This is a genomic window from Erysipelatoclostridium sp. An173 (assembly GCF_002160495.1).
GTDB lineage: Bacteria > Bacillota_I > Bacilli_A > Erysipelotrichales > Coprobacillaceae > Thomasclavelia > Thomasclavelia merdavium.
The window spans coordinates 1-16,708 of the sequence record NZ_NFKR01000046.1 but is presented as its reverse complement, the minus strand read 5'-3'; the positions used below and the strand labels follow the sequence as shown (position 1 = coordinate 16,708).

Below are 16,708 nucleotides of genomic sequence, written 5' to 3'. Positions count from 1 at the left end.
GACAGCCAGGCAAATCCGGCTGTCATAAAGGCGAAGGCGTGATGCGTATGGAAAGCTGCGGCAAGTACAGAAGTCATTGAAGCCAGCTTCCAAGAAAAGCTTCTAGTGCCAATCATACAGTAACCCGTACCGAAAATGGACACACATGGGTGAGGAGAGAATCCTAAGGTGAGCGAGAGAACTATAGCTAAGGAACTCTGCAAAATGACTCCGTAACTTAGGGAGAAGGAGTGCTCATAGAGATATGAGCCGCAGTGAAACGGCCCAAGCGACTGTTTACCAAAAACACAGCTCTATGCTAAGTCGAAAGACGACGTATATGGGGTGACGCCTGCCCGGTGCTGGAAGGTTAAGAGGAAGTGTCAGCGCAAGCGAAGCACAGAATTGAAGCCCCAGTAAACGGCGGCCGTAACTATAACGGTCCTAAGGTAGCGAAATTCCTTGTCAGGTAAGTTCTGACCCGCACGAAAGGCGTAACGATTTGGGCGCTGTCTCAGCTGTAGACTCGGTGAAGTCTTAGTACCTGTGAAGATGCAGGTTACCCGCGACTAGACGGAAAGACCCCATGGAGCTTTACTGCAGCCTGATATTGGACTTTGATGCAGGATGTACAGGATAGGTAGGAGACTGAGAGACATGCACGCCAGTGTGTGAGGAGTCGCTGTTGGGATACTACCCTTTGTGTATTGGAGTTCTAACCGGATGCCATGGAACTGGTGACGGGACAGTGTCAGGTGGGCAGTTTGACTGGGGCGGTCGCCTCCCAAAGAGTAACGGAGGCGCCCAAAGATACCCTCAGCTTGGATGGAAACCAAGCGCAGAGTGCAAAGGCAAAAGGGTGTTTGACTGCGAGACCCACAAGTCGAGCAGGGACGAAAGTCGGGCTTAGTGATCCGGCGGTGCTGAATGGAAAGGCCGTCGCTCAACGGATAAAAGCTACCCTGGGGATAACAGGCTGATCTCCCCCAAGAGTTCACATCGACGGGGAGGTTTGGCACCTCGATGTCGGCTCATCGCATCCTGGAGCTGAAGTCGGTTCCAAGGGTTGGGCTGTTCGCCCATTAAAGCGGTACGCGAGCTGGGTTCAGAACGTCGTGAGACAGTTCGGTCCCTATCTGTCGTGGGCGCAGGAAGTTTGAGAAGAGCTGTCCTTAGTACGAGAGGACCGGGATGGACATATCAATGGTGGACCAGTTGTCACGCCAGTGGCACAGCTGGGTAGCTAAATATGGAAGGGATAAACGCTGAAGGCATCTAAGTGTGAAACCCACTTCAAGATGAGACTTCCCAATACGAAAGTATATAAGACCCCTTAAAGACGATAAGGTAGATAGGTCAGGAGTGCAAGCATGGTGACATGTTCAGCGGACTGATACTAATAGGTCGAAGACTTGACCAGAAGCGGTAGAAACTTGAAAGAGACGAAGAGCTTTGCTATTATCTAGTTTTGAGTGATCTTGAAAAAGACACTTGAAAAAAAGAAGATCTGGTGGCGATAGCATGATGGACACACCTGTACCCATTCCGAACACAGAAGTTAAGCATCATAACGGCGACGATAGTACTTACGTGCAACAATAGCTAGCTGCCGGTTCTTCTTTTTTTTTAACATATTTATTTCGCATTCTTAGGCCTTCTGATGGCCTTTTTTATTTATAATAGAATACTTATAAATTTTATCTTCTTAATCTTACTTGATATCTATTATTGTGGTATCATATTTATAGAAGGAAGATCAGTTATAAGTATTCTTTTTATTTATATTCATCTTGATACAAAGGAGGTAATTATATGAAATGCAAAGTTATAACTATCGGGCATGATTATGGTAGTGGAGGTCGTGATATTGGACGTAAATTAGCTGAAAAACTTAATTATAAGTATTATGATACTGAAATTACAGCAAAAATAGCGAAAGAAAGTGGTTTAGCTGAATCTTATATTAAAAATAATAGTGAATATGCAACTCATCGTAATTATTTCTTATTTACGTTGAATAATTGGACCGCTGGTGGTCCTAGTCTGATCGACCAATTATATTTCATGCAGCGTAAAATTATTTTGGATTTAGCTAGTAAAGAAAATTGCGTAATTGTTGGACATTGTAGCGACTATGCTTTAAGGGACTTATCTGATTGTTTCCATGTTTATATACAAAGTGATATTGAAACTAGAGTTAAACGTGTAGTTGAAAAGTATCAAGAAGAATTAGAAGATCCTACAAAAGAATTAGAAGAACGTGATAGCAGAAGAAAGACTTATTATCGTTACTATACTGATCGTAAATTAAATGACATTACTAATTATAATTTAATATTAGATCGTACTAATTTAACAGATGAAGATTGTGTTGATATAATTTATGATACAATTAAAAGAATTAAATAGTACAACCGATTAAACGCAAGTTATTTTTTAGCTTGCGTTTTTCTTTTTTTCACAATATTATAAATATTATACGAGGGAGTGATTAAATGATAAAAGCAGTATTTTTTGATATCGATGGAACTTTGATAGACCACGATACTAAGATGATGCCTGATAGTACTAAAGAAGCATTAGCTTTATTACAAAATAGAGGAATTAAGGTTTTTGTTGCTACAGGTAGATCACCAATAAATTTGGATGTTGTAAGAAGTAATTTTGCATTTGATGGTTATCTATGCTGTAATGGACAATATTGTTTTAATAATGAAGAAATAATTTATGAAAAATATATTAATAATGAAGATTTGAAAACATTATTGCCATATATTAATGAAAATAATATCCCAGTATTATTTGCTGAGGTAACTAAAAGTTATAGTAATATTCATAACTATTGCTTAGATGAAAGTGCTAAGCATTTAAATGATGAACGTTACCCAATTAAAAATGCGAAAGATATTGTAAATCAAAAAGTAGTACAAATGATGGCGTACATTGATGAAAAAGATGATCAGGAATTTTTAAAGTATGCACCTCATTGTAAATCAGTTCGTTGGACACCACGATTTGCTGATATTATTCCAATTGATGGTGGTAAAAATGTTGGAATTGATAGAATTATTGATTATTATGGCATTTCTTTAGATGAAACAATGGCTTTTGGTGATGGTAATAATGATATTGCTATGTTGAATCATGTCAAGATAGGGGTAGCTATGGGAAATGCTGATATTAGTGTAAAAGAAGCTAGTGATTTTGTAACTAAGTCTGTTAATGAAGATGGTATTTATTTTGCATTAGAAAATTTTTCATTAATTTAAAGTATAAATACTAAAAAAATTATGCTAATATATATAAGAATATTGAAAAAAACTTGCACGGTAGTTACTACCGTGTGTTATTTTGATTTGGGAGGTTATTAGATATGGAAAGGACAAAAAAAGGTTTTTTTAATGCGGATGTAGATTTATTACATGGACCTATTTTTAAGTCACTGGTTATTTTTGCAATACCATTGCTCATTTCTAATGTTTTTCAACAATTATATAATACAGTTGATACAATGATAGTAGGAAATTATTTAGGGGATGTATCATTAGCAGCAATTGGTTCTTGTACATCTATATATGATTTATTGGTGGGATTTGCGCTTGGAATTGGAAATGGATTATCAATAGTAACCGCTAGAAGTTTTGGCTCTGGTGATCATACATTATTGAAAAAATCAGTAGCTAGTTCAATTGTTATTGGAGTTGTATCGTCTATTGTAATTACGATAATAGGTGCAATTATTTTACATCCTTTATTAGTTCTACTAGATACACCTGCAAATATAATTGAAGAAGCATATAGTTATATTTCAGTAATTACTTTATTTATTATAGTAATGTTTGCTTATAATCTATGTGCTGGTTTAATGCGAGCAATTGGAAATAGTTTTATGCCATTAATATTTTTAATTGTTTCGTCATGTTGTAATGTTGTTTTAGATATATTATTTATTACATCATTTAATATGGGAATTCAAGGAGCTGCTGTTGCTACAGTTATTTCTCAAGGAATTTCAGTTTTATTGTGTATTGTTTACATTATGAAGAAAACAAAAATCTTAATTCCTTCAAAAGAACATTTTAAAGTTGATAAAGCTTTATATAAAGAATTAATTGGTCAAGGATTTTCAATGGGATTTATGAGCTGTATTGTATCAGCAGGTTCTGTAATTTTACAATATGGAATCAATGGATTAGGATATTTAACAATTGCTGGTCATACAGCAGCGAGAAAATTATATATGTTCTTTAATATGCCTTTTACAGCAATGGCGATGGCTATTTCAACCTTTGTTTCTCAAAATAAAGGGGCTGATCAAGGAAAAAGAATACGTCAGGCACTTAGATATGCTTATATTTATGATGTTGTTTTAGCAGTGATTGTTACAATTGGATTATTATTATTTGCCACTAATTTAGTACAATTAATCTCAGGTTCTACAGAACCAGTTGTTATTAATAATGGTTCATTATATTTAAAAATTGTAGGACCATTTTATATGATTCTAGGAATTTTAATGCAAACGCGTTATGCTTTACAAGGAATAGGTCAAAAAATGTTACCGTTAATATCAAGTGTAATTGAATTTGTCGGAAAGATTATTTTCGTAATTGCATTTATTCCTCAATTTGGATATATGGCAGTTATTTTCTGTGAACCAGTTATCTGGTGTGTGATGGCGATACAATTAGTATATTCATTTTATTCAAATAGCTATATTAAAAAATTTAAATAAAAAAAGCAGGAAACTGCTTTTTTTGTTAATTGGTACAGGAAATGGGACTTGAACCCACACGAGAAATCTCACTAGAACCTGAAACTAGCGCGTCTGCCATTCCGCCATTCCTGCATTTACTAATATTATACGCTTTTTAAAAACAAATGTTAATTAAATTGTGATATTTTGATATAATATAGCAAACGAATGGAGGGGTATAGAATGAGTATTTTAGATATAAATATTCCAGTGAATTATTATTTTGAAGAAATTAGTAAAATTCCTAGAGGTTCATACAATGAACAAAAAATAGCTGATTATGTTGAAAATTTTGCTAAAGAACATAATTTACGCTATGTACGAGATCAAATTAATAATCTTATTATTTATAAGGATGCAAGTGCAGGATATGAAGATCATGAAGCAATAATGCTACAAGCCCATATGGATATGGTAAATGAAAAAAATAAAGATAGTGATCATGATTTTGATAATGATCCTTTAGATTTGTATATTGATGATGGTTTTATAACTGCTAAAGGAACAACATTAGGTGCTGATGATGGTTATGGAGTAGCGTATATGTTAGCGTTATTAAGTACTGATAACGTTAAGCATCCACCATTGGAATGTGTTTTTACGGTTTGTGAAGAGGTTGGCTTAGATGGTGCTTTAGCATTTGATGGCAATTTAATTAGTGCAAATAGAATGATAGGTTTAGATAGTGAAACAGAAGGGGAAACTTGTACTACTTCATCAGGTGGTTGTGATGTTATGGTTGATAAGGATTTACATTTTGTAGATAATACTAAACCAATATATGAATTAATGATCAAAGGGTTACAAGGTGGTCATTCTGGACGTGAAATTTCTAATGGACGTGGAAATGCTAATAAATTAGCTACTAGAGTAATGTATGGTTTTATTAAAGAAAAGCTTGATATTCAGCTTATTGATATTGAAGGTGGTTTAAAAAACAATGCGATTCCTCGTGAATGTACTATTATTTTTTCTAGTGAAAGTGATTTTGATGAGTTAAAAAAAGTAGCTGATACTTATCAAAGTTATTTTAAAGAGGAATTTGAGTTTAGTGATTCTGGGGTATTAGTTGAGTTAAAAGCAGTATCAAAATCATTACCGCAAGCATTAAGTAATGCTGAGTCTAAAGAAGTAATCGAGATGATGAATGTTTTAAAAAATGGTTTTGTTGAACGTTCATTTGCAATTAAAGATTTAACAGTTATTTCTTTAAATATGGGTGTAGTAAGAATTGAAAATAATCAATTAAAGATTAATTATTTACTACGTTCGCCAATGAAAAGTGCTGTTGAAAATATGTGCGATGAATTAAGTATTGTGGCACGAGCATTTAATGCTAGTACTGTTTCATCAAATTATTATCCTGGCTGGTTGTATGACCCAGATTCTAAATTAAGAGATCAATTTAAAGAATTTTATTTAAAACATACTGGTAAACAACTTAAAGAAGTTGCTAGTCATGGTGGTTTAGAAACTGGAATTTTTAAAGGGAAAAAACCAAATTTGGATATTATAACAATGGGACCGGATATGAGTGATATCCATACTCCTGATGAACGAATGAATATTGCTTCATTTGTAAATTGTTATCAATTATTGTGTGATTTTATAGCAACATTATAATTTATTAGGCACTTTGTTTTAGTGCCTTTTTATTTTGCAGTCATTTATGTCGATATTGAGTCGTTTATGCCTAAAATCTTGTTAAGATAAAGTTGTTTAGTATAATTTATAATGTGGTGATTAAATAATATTTAATCATCTTTGAAATATAAAAATAATTTAAATAATTATTGTAATCTATTTAATATAGGACTATAATTTAATTAGAAGGAAGGGAGGAAATAGAAATGATTACCTTCGTAAAAAAAGTTGTAGCCAGTCAAAAAAAGTTCTATTTGGGCTTGCTGACTATCCTATCATTTTTAGCTTCGTTTGAATATATTTCAGTAGTTATTTATTCAGGAGCGACTAATCTTAATAATTTTATTGATCAGTTTATGTTACAAAGTGTAACAGGAATAGTAATAATGATTGCTTTTGTACTGATTTTGTTTGTTAATAATTACCTGGTTGAACACAAGACAGATGAATTTTCGTTAATTCTTTTAATGGGAAAAAATACTAAACAGGTATTACGATATATCATTATTCAATTTGGATTATTATTTTTATTATCTTATCTGTTAGGGGCAGTAATCGGAAGTGGATTATTGTTGTTATACCAGCAGTTATATGTTGAAACTGTAATGGGTACTATTGATTCAATTATTTTTGTTTATGGGGCGTTATTTATTACTAAGATAATATATGTTGTAGTAATTGATTTTGGAAAATTTTTAAGGATCAAGATGGATATTGCTAGTTATATGAATCATGTTCCTGAAACTACTAATTTTAATCCGTTTGCAGTATTTAGTAGTGGCAGTAAACTTGCCGATGTCAATGCTAAGCAGATCATTGGTGCTAATGCTGGTAAAGTATTTACATTAATCATTGGATGTTTGTTTTTGTACATTGGTTTATCTCAGTTACTTAGTGATAGTAGTCAAAATATAGCCGTAAGTTATATGTTTTCACTTGCAGGGGAATTGATTATTATTAATAAGTTTATTCCATTATTATTTGATTTATTGCATAATAAAGTTTTATTGAAAAGTAAAGACTGGCTGATGATCTTAAGTAATTTAAAAGAAGTTAGTAAAGCAATGAGTGTAATGATTAATATTTCATCAGTTGTTGTACCAATAATTATTGCGTTTTTATATCTACAAAATGTAAGCGTTATCGTTCAAAATGCGATGCTGGTGACATTCTTTGCATTAATGGCTGGTATGTTTCTATGTTTTATCGTTAGATTTATGATATATATTCCTTCAAGAGCTAATGTTATTGCAATGATGAAATCACTTGGCTACAGTAAGAAAAATATATATCAGATCCATATTAAGGAAATATTGATTTTCGTCTTACTATTTATCATATTTCCAATTGTAATATACGGATTGGTTTTATATCAAAGTTATTTAAATAATATGATTGCTTATAATACTTTAATTACTATGGTGTTAGTTTATATCGGGTTATATGCAATAATGACAGTTTATATGATTTTAAGCTATTATAAATTAATCAGGGAGGTATATAGTGATGTCAAATATCTTAATCGCGGCGAATAATATTTGTAAGGTATATGATCAAGATATTTTATTAAAACGCGGTGCTAATTTTTATGCTTTACAAAATATTGATTTTAATCTTTATGAGGGTGACTTTATTAGCGTTATGGGACCAAGTGGTTCTGGTAAATCAACTTTATTAAACTGTTTATCAACATTGGATAATGTTACTAGTGGTGTTTTAAAGGTATTAGGTAAAGAAGTTAGTCAAATGAGCGATAATGAATTAAGTCTATATCGAAATAAATATCTAGGCTTTATCTTTCAAAATCATAATCTAGTATCTTCATTATCAATTTTTGATAATATTGCAACACCATTGATTTTAAATGAAGAAGCACCAGATCAAATTATCGATAAAGTTAATGAAATTGCTAAAAAACTTAATATCCAAAAACTACTTTATAAAAAACCTAATGAATGTTCAGGTGGTGAACGGCAAAGAGCTGCAATAGCAAGAGCTATTGTAAGTAAACCTAAAATTTTAGTATGTGATGAACCAACTGGTAATCTAGATACAGTTAATTCTCATGAACTTTTAGGGATGTTAACAAAATTAAATCAAGAAGGCACATCAATAATTTTAGTAACTCATGACAGTATGATTGCTAGCTATGCTAAAAAGTTTATTTATTTACGAGATGGAAAGATAATTAATGAAATTAATAGAAACAATGCTAGCCAAGTGGACTTCTTCAATGAAATCGTTAAAATTACAACTCAGGATAGCTTGTTGAAATTATTTAATGATACTACAGATAGTAAAAATGTATTTTCAAATAACATTGATTCAAGTGTAACTAATAGTGAAGTTGTAATTGAAAATGAAGATAATAATAAAGTTAGTGAAACTTCAAATAATGAAAGTATGGAAGTAAATGTAATAAATAAAGAAACCAAACCAGTAAGAAGAATTGTATATGCTATTTTTGCTGGACTAGAATATGATGAAAGTTCTAGTAAAAGATATCGAATATTGCATTTTGAAGAAGATACTATTGATTTTCAATTTTCGAATATTGAAAAATTACATGTTACTTATCCTGAAGTTGAAAAAGCTATTATTTCAATGTGTTCAAGATATGTTCCATCATTTCCAATGCCAGAAAACCGTTTCTATCTAGATTTGGATTTAGTATTAAAAGATGGAAAGACCTATAAATTTGAAGTAAATAATCAAAGAAATGCAACTAGCTTATTTGATGTATTGCATCAGCATAATATTAAAGTTGAAGATCCATGTGGTTTTGAAGAGTTATATCGTTCTAAAGGCGACTATTTAGTTCGTCATCGCTGGTTATTATATAACTTTAGAAAGATAGCTAAACAATATCATTTAGACAATCCACGCGGTGAATCAAAATCGTTTTATTAAATTCAAGGGAACACCGCAAGGTGTTCCTGCTTTTTTTGGAGGGAACTAAAATGGTAACGACAGCCCTAAAAATGTTGTTTATTGAAAAAAAGAAAGCCATGTCATTAGTTTTTAATTTAGCAATTATGATTTGTTTAAGTGGCGTTATGTTGAACATGCTAGAAAATCCTAAGATGCAAATAGTTTACTTGTTTATTAATGATGTTGCTAATTTTTTAAGCATTTTGTATTTTTTCTTAATAATTATTTGTATTTGGCTAGTTGCTTATTCGTGTTTATATTATATTCGTATTAATTCAAGAGAGTTTGCTTTAATTCGTTTAGCTGGATATGATTTTTTACAATTGGTTAAATATATGGTCATTCAAAATTTAATGATTGTTTTAATGGCTGCAATTTTGGGATATTTGATGATGGTAGTTTTAATCCCTGTTGTACAAATGATCATATATAGTTATGTTGGAATGAATTATAATATTTTTTATATCTCATGGAGTGCTATTTATCAAAGTTTTTTACTTTTGCTTTTAACAACCGTGATCATGGTATTTTTAGATATTTATTATATTAATCTGATGTCAATTCCTGAGATGTTAAAAATGCATAATATTGTTAGTTATAAAACTGATAAAAGATTAATTAAGATGCCAAAAATATTATTTGTGGTTTTATATTTAATAGGTTTGATTATTCTATTTAACAGTGATGATTTAAGTTTTGGAACAATATTAATTTGTATAATTGGAGTAATTGGTGTTTATGGAATTTTGTATTATATAATTCCTGATTATTTACAAGCAAGAATTGATAATAAAAAATTAAAACCGTTAGATTATGTTGTAAGTGGGAATGTATCTTTATTTTTACAACAGGCTAAGATGATCATTATGTTAATTTTAATAACAGTAATTGTTTTTCCTATCGTAATTTTAATTACTAGTGTTTATCCGTTATATTATATTCAGGTTCATATAATCTTTGTTTTAGTTAATGTTTTGACCTGGATAACCCTTTATAGCCGATTTAAGCTTGATTTTCAAGAAAAAGGGACTCTATATCAAAATCTATACAAAATCGGTTTAACGACAAAAGAATTAAAGATTGTATCTTATAAAGAAATTATTAGTATCTTTAAAACAATTTTAATTTTATCAGGAGTATATTTAGCAGTAATTATTTTTAAACTGATACAAGCTAACGCTAATTATTATTCACTGGTAGTAGTATTAACTGAGTATTTTATACCACTATTGATTTGTTTAATCTGGTTATTAAATAAAAGAAGAAAGGAAATCTATTTATGGAAAAAGTAATGGCAATAAAAAACCTCAAAAAGATTTACGGTGTTCATGGACCAAATCCTAAAGTAGCTATTAATGATATTTCGTTACAGATAGATCAAGGTGATTTTGTTTGTATTATGGGACCTTCAGGTTCTGGGAAAACAACATTAGTAAATATTTTATCGACGATTGATGAAGCAACAAGTGGTAAAGTTATTTTATTGGGACAGGATATTTCAAATCTGTCTGAAAAGGATAAAGCCAGTTTAAGAAAAAGTGAAATTGGATTTATTTTTCAAAACTATAATTTAATAGAAACATTAAAAAATAAAGATAATATCCTTTTTTCATTACGATTGAATAATGTATCTTTAGATAAACAACAGCAAGCTTTAATAAAGATAAGTAAAAAATTAGGAATAGAAGATATTATTGATAAGTTTCCATTTGAATGTTCAGGTGGTCAACAACAGCGAGTTGCCATCGCTAGGGCATTAATTACTAATCCTAAAATCCTATTTGCAGATGAACCAACTGGAAATATTGATAGTTTGTCTGCTAGGGAGCTAATGGAATTGTTTGTAAAAATAAATCAAGAAAATAATACTACGATTATAATGGTTAGTCATGATAGCTTTGTTGCTTCATATTCAAATAAGCTTTATTATATCGTTGATGGAAAGATTAAAAATCTATCAAATAAAGATAATCTAAGTCAATTTGATTATTATAGTGAAATTGTAAAAATTACCACTCAAATAGATTTTAGATAATTATCTAAAAAATTAAATGGAAATTTTAGTATTTAAATGGACTTTTAGGGTATAATAAGATATATTTTTCATATGTTTTATTAAAGGAGGAGTAGTCTTGGCGTTAAAAAAGCTGCTTTCGGTCTGTTTTGATACTAAAAAATTAAAAATTACGATAATGGTATTGAAAAAAATTAATCAATATACAATCAGGGTTGAATATGAAGATGAAGTAGAAAAGATCAAAGAAAGCAATCATGAAGTAAGCTATGATTTTGTTTATTATTTATCAGATTTAATTGAAAAGGCTAAGCTTGATAAAATTAATAGTCAGGATATGGCAGTTGGATATTTAGAAGTTTATTTTGGTGAGGATGAATATTTACCATGTTATTTTAGTAGTGAAGATGTACAAAATAATAAAGGGTTGCATTATTTGATTCATTCACTATTACCATTTGTTGATGAAGGTGAAGATGATATTGATAAAATGATTAGTTAAAGCTAATCATTTTATTATTTCCAGGGAAATATTTTAGCGAAAGTTAAATTAATTATAGGAAAAATGACGCAAATAAGATACAATAGGGGTGGAAAAAAGTTTGGAGGATAGATAAAATGAGTGGATTTTTTGGTGTTGCATCAAAAGAAAGTTGTGTTTTAGATTTATTTTTTGGAATTGATTATCATTCACATTTAGGTACTAGAAGAGGAGGAATGGCTGTTCATGGTCAAGATGGATTTCAAAGATCAATCCATAATATTGAAAATTCTCCTTTTAGAACTAAATTTGAAAAAGATATTGAAGAATTTGAAGGTAACTTAGGAGTTGGGTGTATTTCTGATAACGAAGCTCAACCATTATTAGTCAAATCACATATTGGTTCTTTTGCAATTACAACAGTTGGAAGAATTAATAATTTAGAAGAATTAAAAACTAATTGCTTTGCTAATGGTACTACTCACTTTTTAGAAATGAGTTCAGGAGAAGTTAATCCTACGGAATTAGTAGCTGCTTTAATTAGTCAAAAAGATGATATTGTTTCAGGAATTAAACATGCTCAAGAATTGATCAAAGGATCAATGAGTATTTTATTACTAACTAGTGAAGGTATTTATGCTGCTCGTGATAAATTTGGTAGAACACCAGTAATTATTGGTAAAAAAGAAAATGGTTATTGTGTTACTTTTGAAAGTAGTGCATTTTTAAATTTAGGATATCATCATTATTGTGATTTAGGTCCTGGTGAAATTGTTTATATGACACCAGATAAAGTTGAAGTTAAACAAAAACCAGGCGATAAAATGAAAATTTGTTCATTTTTATGGGTATATTATGGATATCCAACATCAACTTATGAAGGTATCAACGTTGAAGTAATGCGTAATCGTTGTGGTAATTTGTTAGCAAAAAGAGATGATGTTAAACCTGATAGTGTCGCTGGGGTACCAGATTCAGGAATTGCCCATGCGGTAGGATATTCTAATGCATCAGGAATTCCTTTTGCTCGTCCATTTATAAAATATACGCCTACTTGGCCACGTTCTTTCATGCCAACTAGTCAAAAGCAAAGAAACATGATTGCAAAAATGAAATTAATACCTGTTCAAGAATTAATAAAAGATAAGAGTTTATTGTTAATTGATGATTCAATTGTTCGCGGAACACAACTTGGGGAAACAACTGAATTTTTATACAATAGTGGAGCTAAAGAAGTTCATGTTCGGCCTGCTTGTCCACCAATTTTATTTGGTTGTAAATATTTAAATTTTTCACGTTCAAGTTCAGAACTAGATTTGATTACTCGTCGTGTTATTAAAGATTTAGAAGGTGATAATGTAAGCGATGAAGTATTACAAGAATACGCTGATCCAGATAGTGAAAGATATCAAAAAATGTGTGAAGAAATTCGTCGTCGTTCTAACTTTACTTCATTACGTTATCATCGTTTAGATGACATGATTGAATCAATCGGACTAGATAAATGTAAATTATGTACATATTGCTGGGACGGAAAAGAAGATTAGGATTGTTTATCAATCCTTTTTTTTCTTGCTTAAAGAATCTTAAAATCTTAAAATATAATTAGTAGATAATAAAAAGGGGATGTTGTAATGAATATTTTTAGTAAATTAGATAATCTTACTGATTTAACTGCTAATGAACAAACGCTAGTTGATTATATGAAAAATAATCCCGAACGTTTTGTGAATATGAGTGCTGATGAAATTAGTGCTGCTTGTTTTGTTTCCATTCCAACAATTTATCGTTTGTGTAAAAAATTAAAACTAAATGGATTGTCACAGTTAAAAATGGTAGTTTCTAATTCAATTCGTGATTATATGAAAGAAAAAAATGGTATTGATTATAACTATCCTTTTTCGCAAAATGAAACACAGTATCAAATTACTGTTAAAATGAAAGAGTTGTATGAACAAACACTAACTACTTTAAATAATCTAATTGATCTAGAACAATTAAGACTAATTGCTTTAGCTTTAAAAAAGGCTAAGTATATTGATATTTATACTTCAGCAGGTAATATTTATTTTGCTGAAAATTTTAAGTTTCAAATGTCAGAAATTGGTGTTGTTGTTAATGTACCAGTTGAACAATACCAGCAGTCTTTAGCAGCAGCTGCTAGTAATGAAGAGCATGTAGCTATTGTTGTTTCTTTTGAAGGTAGGGGAATGTTAGTTGAACAAGTAATGACGTTATTGAAGAAAAATAAAACACCAATTGTCTTGATTTCTTCAACAACAAATAAAACAATGATTCAATCAAGTGACTATAATTTGTATTTAAATCCTAATGAAAATCACTATAATAAAATTTCTTCATTTTCAACTCGGTTATCGTTACTATATTTATTAGATTGTATATATACTTGTTATTTTAAATTGGATTATGATAAAAATGTCAAGTATAAAACAGAAACGTATATGAAGATGACTAAGGAATAAATGAAATGATTATTTCATTTAGTAATAGTATTTTTAATAAAAAATGTAAAATTTTTTTCAATATATTTTTTTATTAATTAATTGACAGTAAATAGTGCTATAGTAATAGTGTGAAAAAATCAAGGAGGTTGGTTTTATGGGTGATATTTTATTGTCAAGAATTATTAAGTATTTAAACGGAACATTATTTTATGATGGTTATTATCAATTTTGTACTTTTGTAATTGCTAATTATAAAAAAATGATTGAATATGATTTTAAACAAGTTTGCACGGAAAGTGCAATTGATCCTCGGGTAATTAATAGTTTTTTAAACTATTTAGGTTTTAATAATTATGAAGAGTTTCATGAAAAATTAGTTGCTGATGATATTTTAAGAAATGATCAAATTCGAGCTAGAATGTTAAGTATCAGCTATCGTGATTTATTTAAAATGATTGAAGTGAATGATTATGATAGCTTTATGGATAGTATTGTTTCTATTTGTCATGATATTTATCGTGCTAAACGAATTGTTATTGTTGGTGGATTATTCCCTAGCAGTATTGCTGTTGAGTTTCAAACTGATTTAATTACACTTGGTAAAAATGTTATTCAATATCATGCTTATGATCCTGATAATAATTTTAAAGATGGTGATTTTGTTGTTTTCTTTACTTCAACTGGAAGATCTTTACGTGATTTTATTCAAAAGAAATCTTTAGCGCAGTTGCAATGTTGTAATACAATGTTAATTACGCAAAATAGACTATTAGAAAATGAAAATCTTAAAGAGATAAAATATTTCTTTAGTTTGCCTGGTAAATTTGATGGTATTAGCTTTAATTATCAAATAATGGCGATATTAGATATGATTAGAATTATTTATTATCAGGAATATTTTGTTGAAGCTGGTAATCTTTAATTTTTATTAAAAAATAAAACTAAACTATTGACAATATCCAGCTAACCGTTTTATCATTTTAACTATACTAAATTCGTTTAGCTAGGAAGAGTAATCAACTAAGCTTTATTTAAGAGACTTGATGGGTGGTGGAAATCAAGATAAACTAGTTGATGAATGGGCCTGGTGAGAAGCAAAATGAAACCGTTGGGAGTAGTGGCGCCGTGTTTTTCGCGTTAAGAAAAAGGACATGATGGTGTCTTACAAGGTGGCAGAGTGGTTTTTATCCTTGAGGATAAAAACCTTTTTTACTTTTAGAAAAAGGAGATTTATATGAAGGATATTATTTTAACAGGAGATCGTCCTACTGGAAGATTACATTTAGGACATTATGTAGGATCATTACGTAGAAGGGTTGAACTACAAAACTCAGGTAAATTTGATGAAATTTATATTATGATTGCTGATTCTCAGGCATTAACAGATAATGCAGATAATCCAGAAAAAGTTCGTCGTAATATATTAGAAGTTGCTCTTGATTATATGTCAGTGGGACTTGACCCTAAAGTTACTACAATGTTTATTCAATCACAAGTACCAGCTTTATTTGAATTTACTGCATATTATATGAACTTAGTAACAGTATCAAGATTACAACGAAATCCAACAATTAAAGAAGAAATTAAACAAAGAGGTTTTGAAACTAGTATACCAGTAGGTTTTTTAAACTATCCAGTTTCACAAGCAGCAGATATTACCGCTTTTGATGCAACTTGTGTTCCTGTTGGTGAAGATCAAATGCCATTGATTGAACAAACTAAAGAGATTGTACATAGTTTTAATCGTATTTATGGTGATGTTTTAGTAAATCCTAAAATTATGTTAGCTGAAAATGAAGTATGCCAACGTTTACCTGGAATCGATGGAAAAGCTAAAATGTCTAAATCATTAGGAAACTGTATTTATTTAGCTGATACAAGTGAAGATGTTAGAAAGAAAGTCATGAGTATGTATACTGATCCAAATCATATTCGTGTTCAAGACCCTGGAACTGTTGAAGGAAATACTGTATTTACTTATTTAGATTGTTTTTGTAAAGATAAACATTTTGAAAAATATTTACCAGAGTATCATAATTTAGATGAATTAAAAGATCATTATCGCCGTGGTGGCTTAGGAGATGTTAAGATCAAAAAATTCTTATTCAATGTTCTTGAAGATACACTTCAACCAATCAGACAAAGACGTCAAGAATTAGAAAAAGATATTGACTATGTTATGAGTGTATTACATGAAGGATGTATCAAAGCTAATAAAAAAGCTAATGCTACTTTAAAAAGAGCTAAAGATGCAATGAAAATCAATTATTTTGATAATGATGAAGATAGTATTAGTGAATATTATAAAAAGCCATAATGGCTTTTTTTTGGGTAGTGTCAAATAAGTTATGAAAAAATGAAATTTATTCATAACTAGAATTCCATAGTTGATTCTATGAAGTAATTCAATGCTTCATCTAGCAGTATGTTCCATTTGT

At 30.2% G+C, this 16,708-nt stretch carries 13 protein-coding genes, 1 tRNA gene and 2 rRNA genes; 15 read left to right on the top strand and 1 reads right to left on the bottom strand.

Features of this window, described 5'->3' with window-relative positions:
- The 5 genes from B5F09_RS13065 to B5F09_RS13045 all read left to right on the top strand — a co-directional run.
- A 23S ribosomal RNA gene (locus tag B5F09_RS13065) occupies positions 1-1,399 on the top strand; the annotation flags it as partial.
- 86 nt (positions 1,400-1,485) lie between these two features.
- Positions 1,486-1,594 (top strand): 5S ribosomal RNA (rrf, locus tag B5F09_RS13060).
- Between the two features lie 197 nt (positions 1,595-1,791).
- A complete protein-coding gene (locus B5F09_RS13055; RefSeq protein WP_087302634.1) occupies positions 1,792-2,388 on the top strand; it encodes an AAA family ATPase in 597 nt (198 codons plus the stop codon).
- 86 nt (positions 2,389-2,474) lie between these two features.
- Positions 2,475-3,248: a Cof-type HAD-IIB family hydrolase gene (locus B5F09_RS13050; protein WP_087374695.1), complete on the top strand. Its 774-nt coding sequence runs from the start codon at positions 2,475-2,477 to the stop codon at positions 3,246-3,248.
- Between the two features lie 104 nt (positions 3,249-3,352).
- Positions 3,353-4,714: an MATE family efflux transporter gene (locus B5F09_RS13045; RefSeq protein WP_087374693.1), complete on the top strand. Its 1,362-nt coding sequence runs from the start codon at positions 3,353-3,355 to the stop codon at positions 4,712-4,714.
- A gap of 30 nt (positions 4,715-4,744) precedes the next feature.
- Here B5F09_RS13045 and B5F09_RS13040 read toward each other — a convergent pair.
- Positions 4,745-4,828 (bottom strand) — tRNA-Leu (locus B5F09_RS13040).
- A 90-nt stretch (positions 4,829-4,918) separates the two neighbouring features.
- On the opposite strand from B5F09_RS13040, the gene pepD reads away from it, so the two are divergent.
- From pepD to trpS, 10 genes are all read left to right on the top strand, one after another.
- Entirely contained in the window at positions 4,919-6,358 is a 1,440-nt protein-coding gene (gene pepD / locus B5F09_RS13035) for a beta-Ala-His dipeptidase (RefSeq protein WP_087374691.1), read from the top strand.
- A gap of 227 nt (positions 6,359-6,585) precedes the next feature.
- The gene (locus tag B5F09_RS13030; protein WP_087302626.1) at positions 6,586-7,914 is read left to right on the top strand and encodes an FtsX-like permease family protein; all 1,329 of its coding nucleotides are present in this window, start codon (positions 6,586-6,588) and stop codon (positions 7,912-7,914) included.
- Positions 7,886-9,289 carry an ABC transporter ATP-binding protein gene (locus B5F09_RS13025; protein ID WP_087374689.1) on the top strand — a complete coding sequence of 468 codons (1,404 nt, stop codon included), beginning with the start codon at positions 7,886-7,888 and terminating at the stop codon, positions 9,287-9,289. Before B5F09_RS13030 ends, B5F09_RS13025 begins: the two co-directional genes overlap by 29 nt.
- 50 nt (positions 9,290-9,339) lie before the next feature.
- Entirely contained in the window at positions 9,340-10,602 is a 1,263-nt protein-coding gene (locus B5F09_RS13020; RefSeq protein ID WP_087374687.1) for an FtsX-like permease family protein, read from the top strand.
- Positions 10,590-11,345 carry an ABC transporter ATP-binding protein gene (locus B5F09_RS13015; protein ID WP_087374685.1) on the top strand — a complete coding sequence of 252 codons (756 nt, stop codon included), beginning with the start codon at positions 10,590-10,592 and terminating at the stop codon, positions 11,343-11,345. Before B5F09_RS13020 ends, B5F09_RS13015 begins: the two co-directional genes overlap by 13 nt.
- A 97-nt stretch (positions 11,346-11,442) precedes the next feature.
- The gene (locus B5F09_RS13010; RefSeq protein WP_087374683.1) at positions 11,443-11,826 is read left to right on the top strand and encodes a hypothetical protein; all 384 of its coding nucleotides are present in this window, start codon (positions 11,443-11,445) and stop codon (positions 11,824-11,826) included.
- Between the two features lie 116 nt (positions 11,827-11,942).
- On the top strand, positions 11,943-13,352 hold the full coding sequence (locus B5F09_RS13005; RefSeq protein WP_087374681.1) for an amidophosphoribosyltransferase: 1,410 nt from the start codon (positions 11,943-11,945) through the stop codon (positions 13,350-13,352).
- Positions 13,353-13,439: 87 nt separating this feature from the next.
- Positions 13,440-14,288 carry a MurR/RpiR family transcriptional regulator gene (locus B5F09_RS13000; protein WP_087302613.1) on the top strand — a complete coding sequence of 283 codons (849 nt, stop codon included), beginning with the start codon at positions 13,440-13,442 and terminating at the stop codon, positions 14,286-14,288.
- A gap of 136 nt (positions 14,289-14,424) precedes the next feature.
- The gene (locus B5F09_RS12995) at positions 14,425-15,192 is read left to right on the top strand and encodes a hypothetical protein (protein ID WP_087302611.1); all 768 of its coding nucleotides are present in this window, start codon (positions 14,425-14,427) and stop codon (positions 15,190-15,192) included.
- A gap of 312 nt (positions 15,193-15,504) precedes the next feature.
- Positions 15,505-16,587, top strand: a complete 1,083-nt coding sequence (gene trpS / locus B5F09_RS12990) for a tryptophan--tRNA ligase (protein WP_087374679.1) — start codon at positions 15,505-15,507, stop codon at positions 16,585-16,587.
- The last annotated feature ends 121 nt before the right edge of the window (positions 16,588-16,708 follow it).

Coding starts and splice junctions, on each gene's coding strand:
- B5F09_RS13055 (WP_087302634.1), top strand. CDS start 1,792: ATGAAATGCAAAGTTATAACTATCGGGCATGATTATGGTAGTGGAGGT.
- B5F09_RS13050 (WP_087374695.1), top strand. CDS start 2,475: ATGATAAAAGCAGTATTTTTTGATATCGATGGAACTTTGATAGACCAC.
- B5F09_RS13045 (WP_087374693.1), top strand. CDS start 3,353: ATGGAAAGGACAAAAAAAGGTTTTTTTAATGCGGATGTAGATTTATTA.
- pepD (WP_087374691.1), top strand. CDS start 4,919: ATGAGTATTTTAGATATAAATATTCCAGTGAATTATTATTTTGAAGAA.
- B5F09_RS13030 (WP_087302626.1), top strand. CDS start 6,586: ATGATTACCTTCGTAAAAAAAGTTGTAGCCAGTCAAAAAAAGTTCTAT.
- B5F09_RS13025 (WP_087374689.1), top strand. CDS start 7,886: ATGTCAAATATCTTAATCGCGGCGAATAATATTTGTAAGGTATATGAT.
- B5F09_RS13020 (WP_087374687.1), top strand. CDS start 9,340: ATGGTAACGACAGCCCTAAAAATGTTGTTTATTGAAAAAAAGAAAGCC.
- B5F09_RS13015 (WP_087374685.1), top strand. CDS start 10,590: ATGGAAAAAGTAATGGCAATAAAAAACCTCAAAAAGATTTACGGTGTT.
- B5F09_RS13005 (WP_087374681.1), top strand. CDS start 11,943: ATGAGTGGATTTTTTGGTGTTGCATCAAAAGAAAGTTGTGTTTTAGAT.
- B5F09_RS13000 (WP_087302613.1), top strand. CDS start 13,440: ATGAATATTTTTAGTAAATTAGATAATCTTACTGATTTAACTGCTAAT.
- B5F09_RS12995 (WP_087302611.1), top strand. CDS start 14,425: ATGGGTGATATTTTATTGTCAAGAATTATTAAGTATTTAAACGGAACA.
- trpS (WP_087374679.1), top strand. CDS start 15,505: ATGAAGGATATTATTTTAACAGGAGATCGTCCTACTGGAAGATTACAT.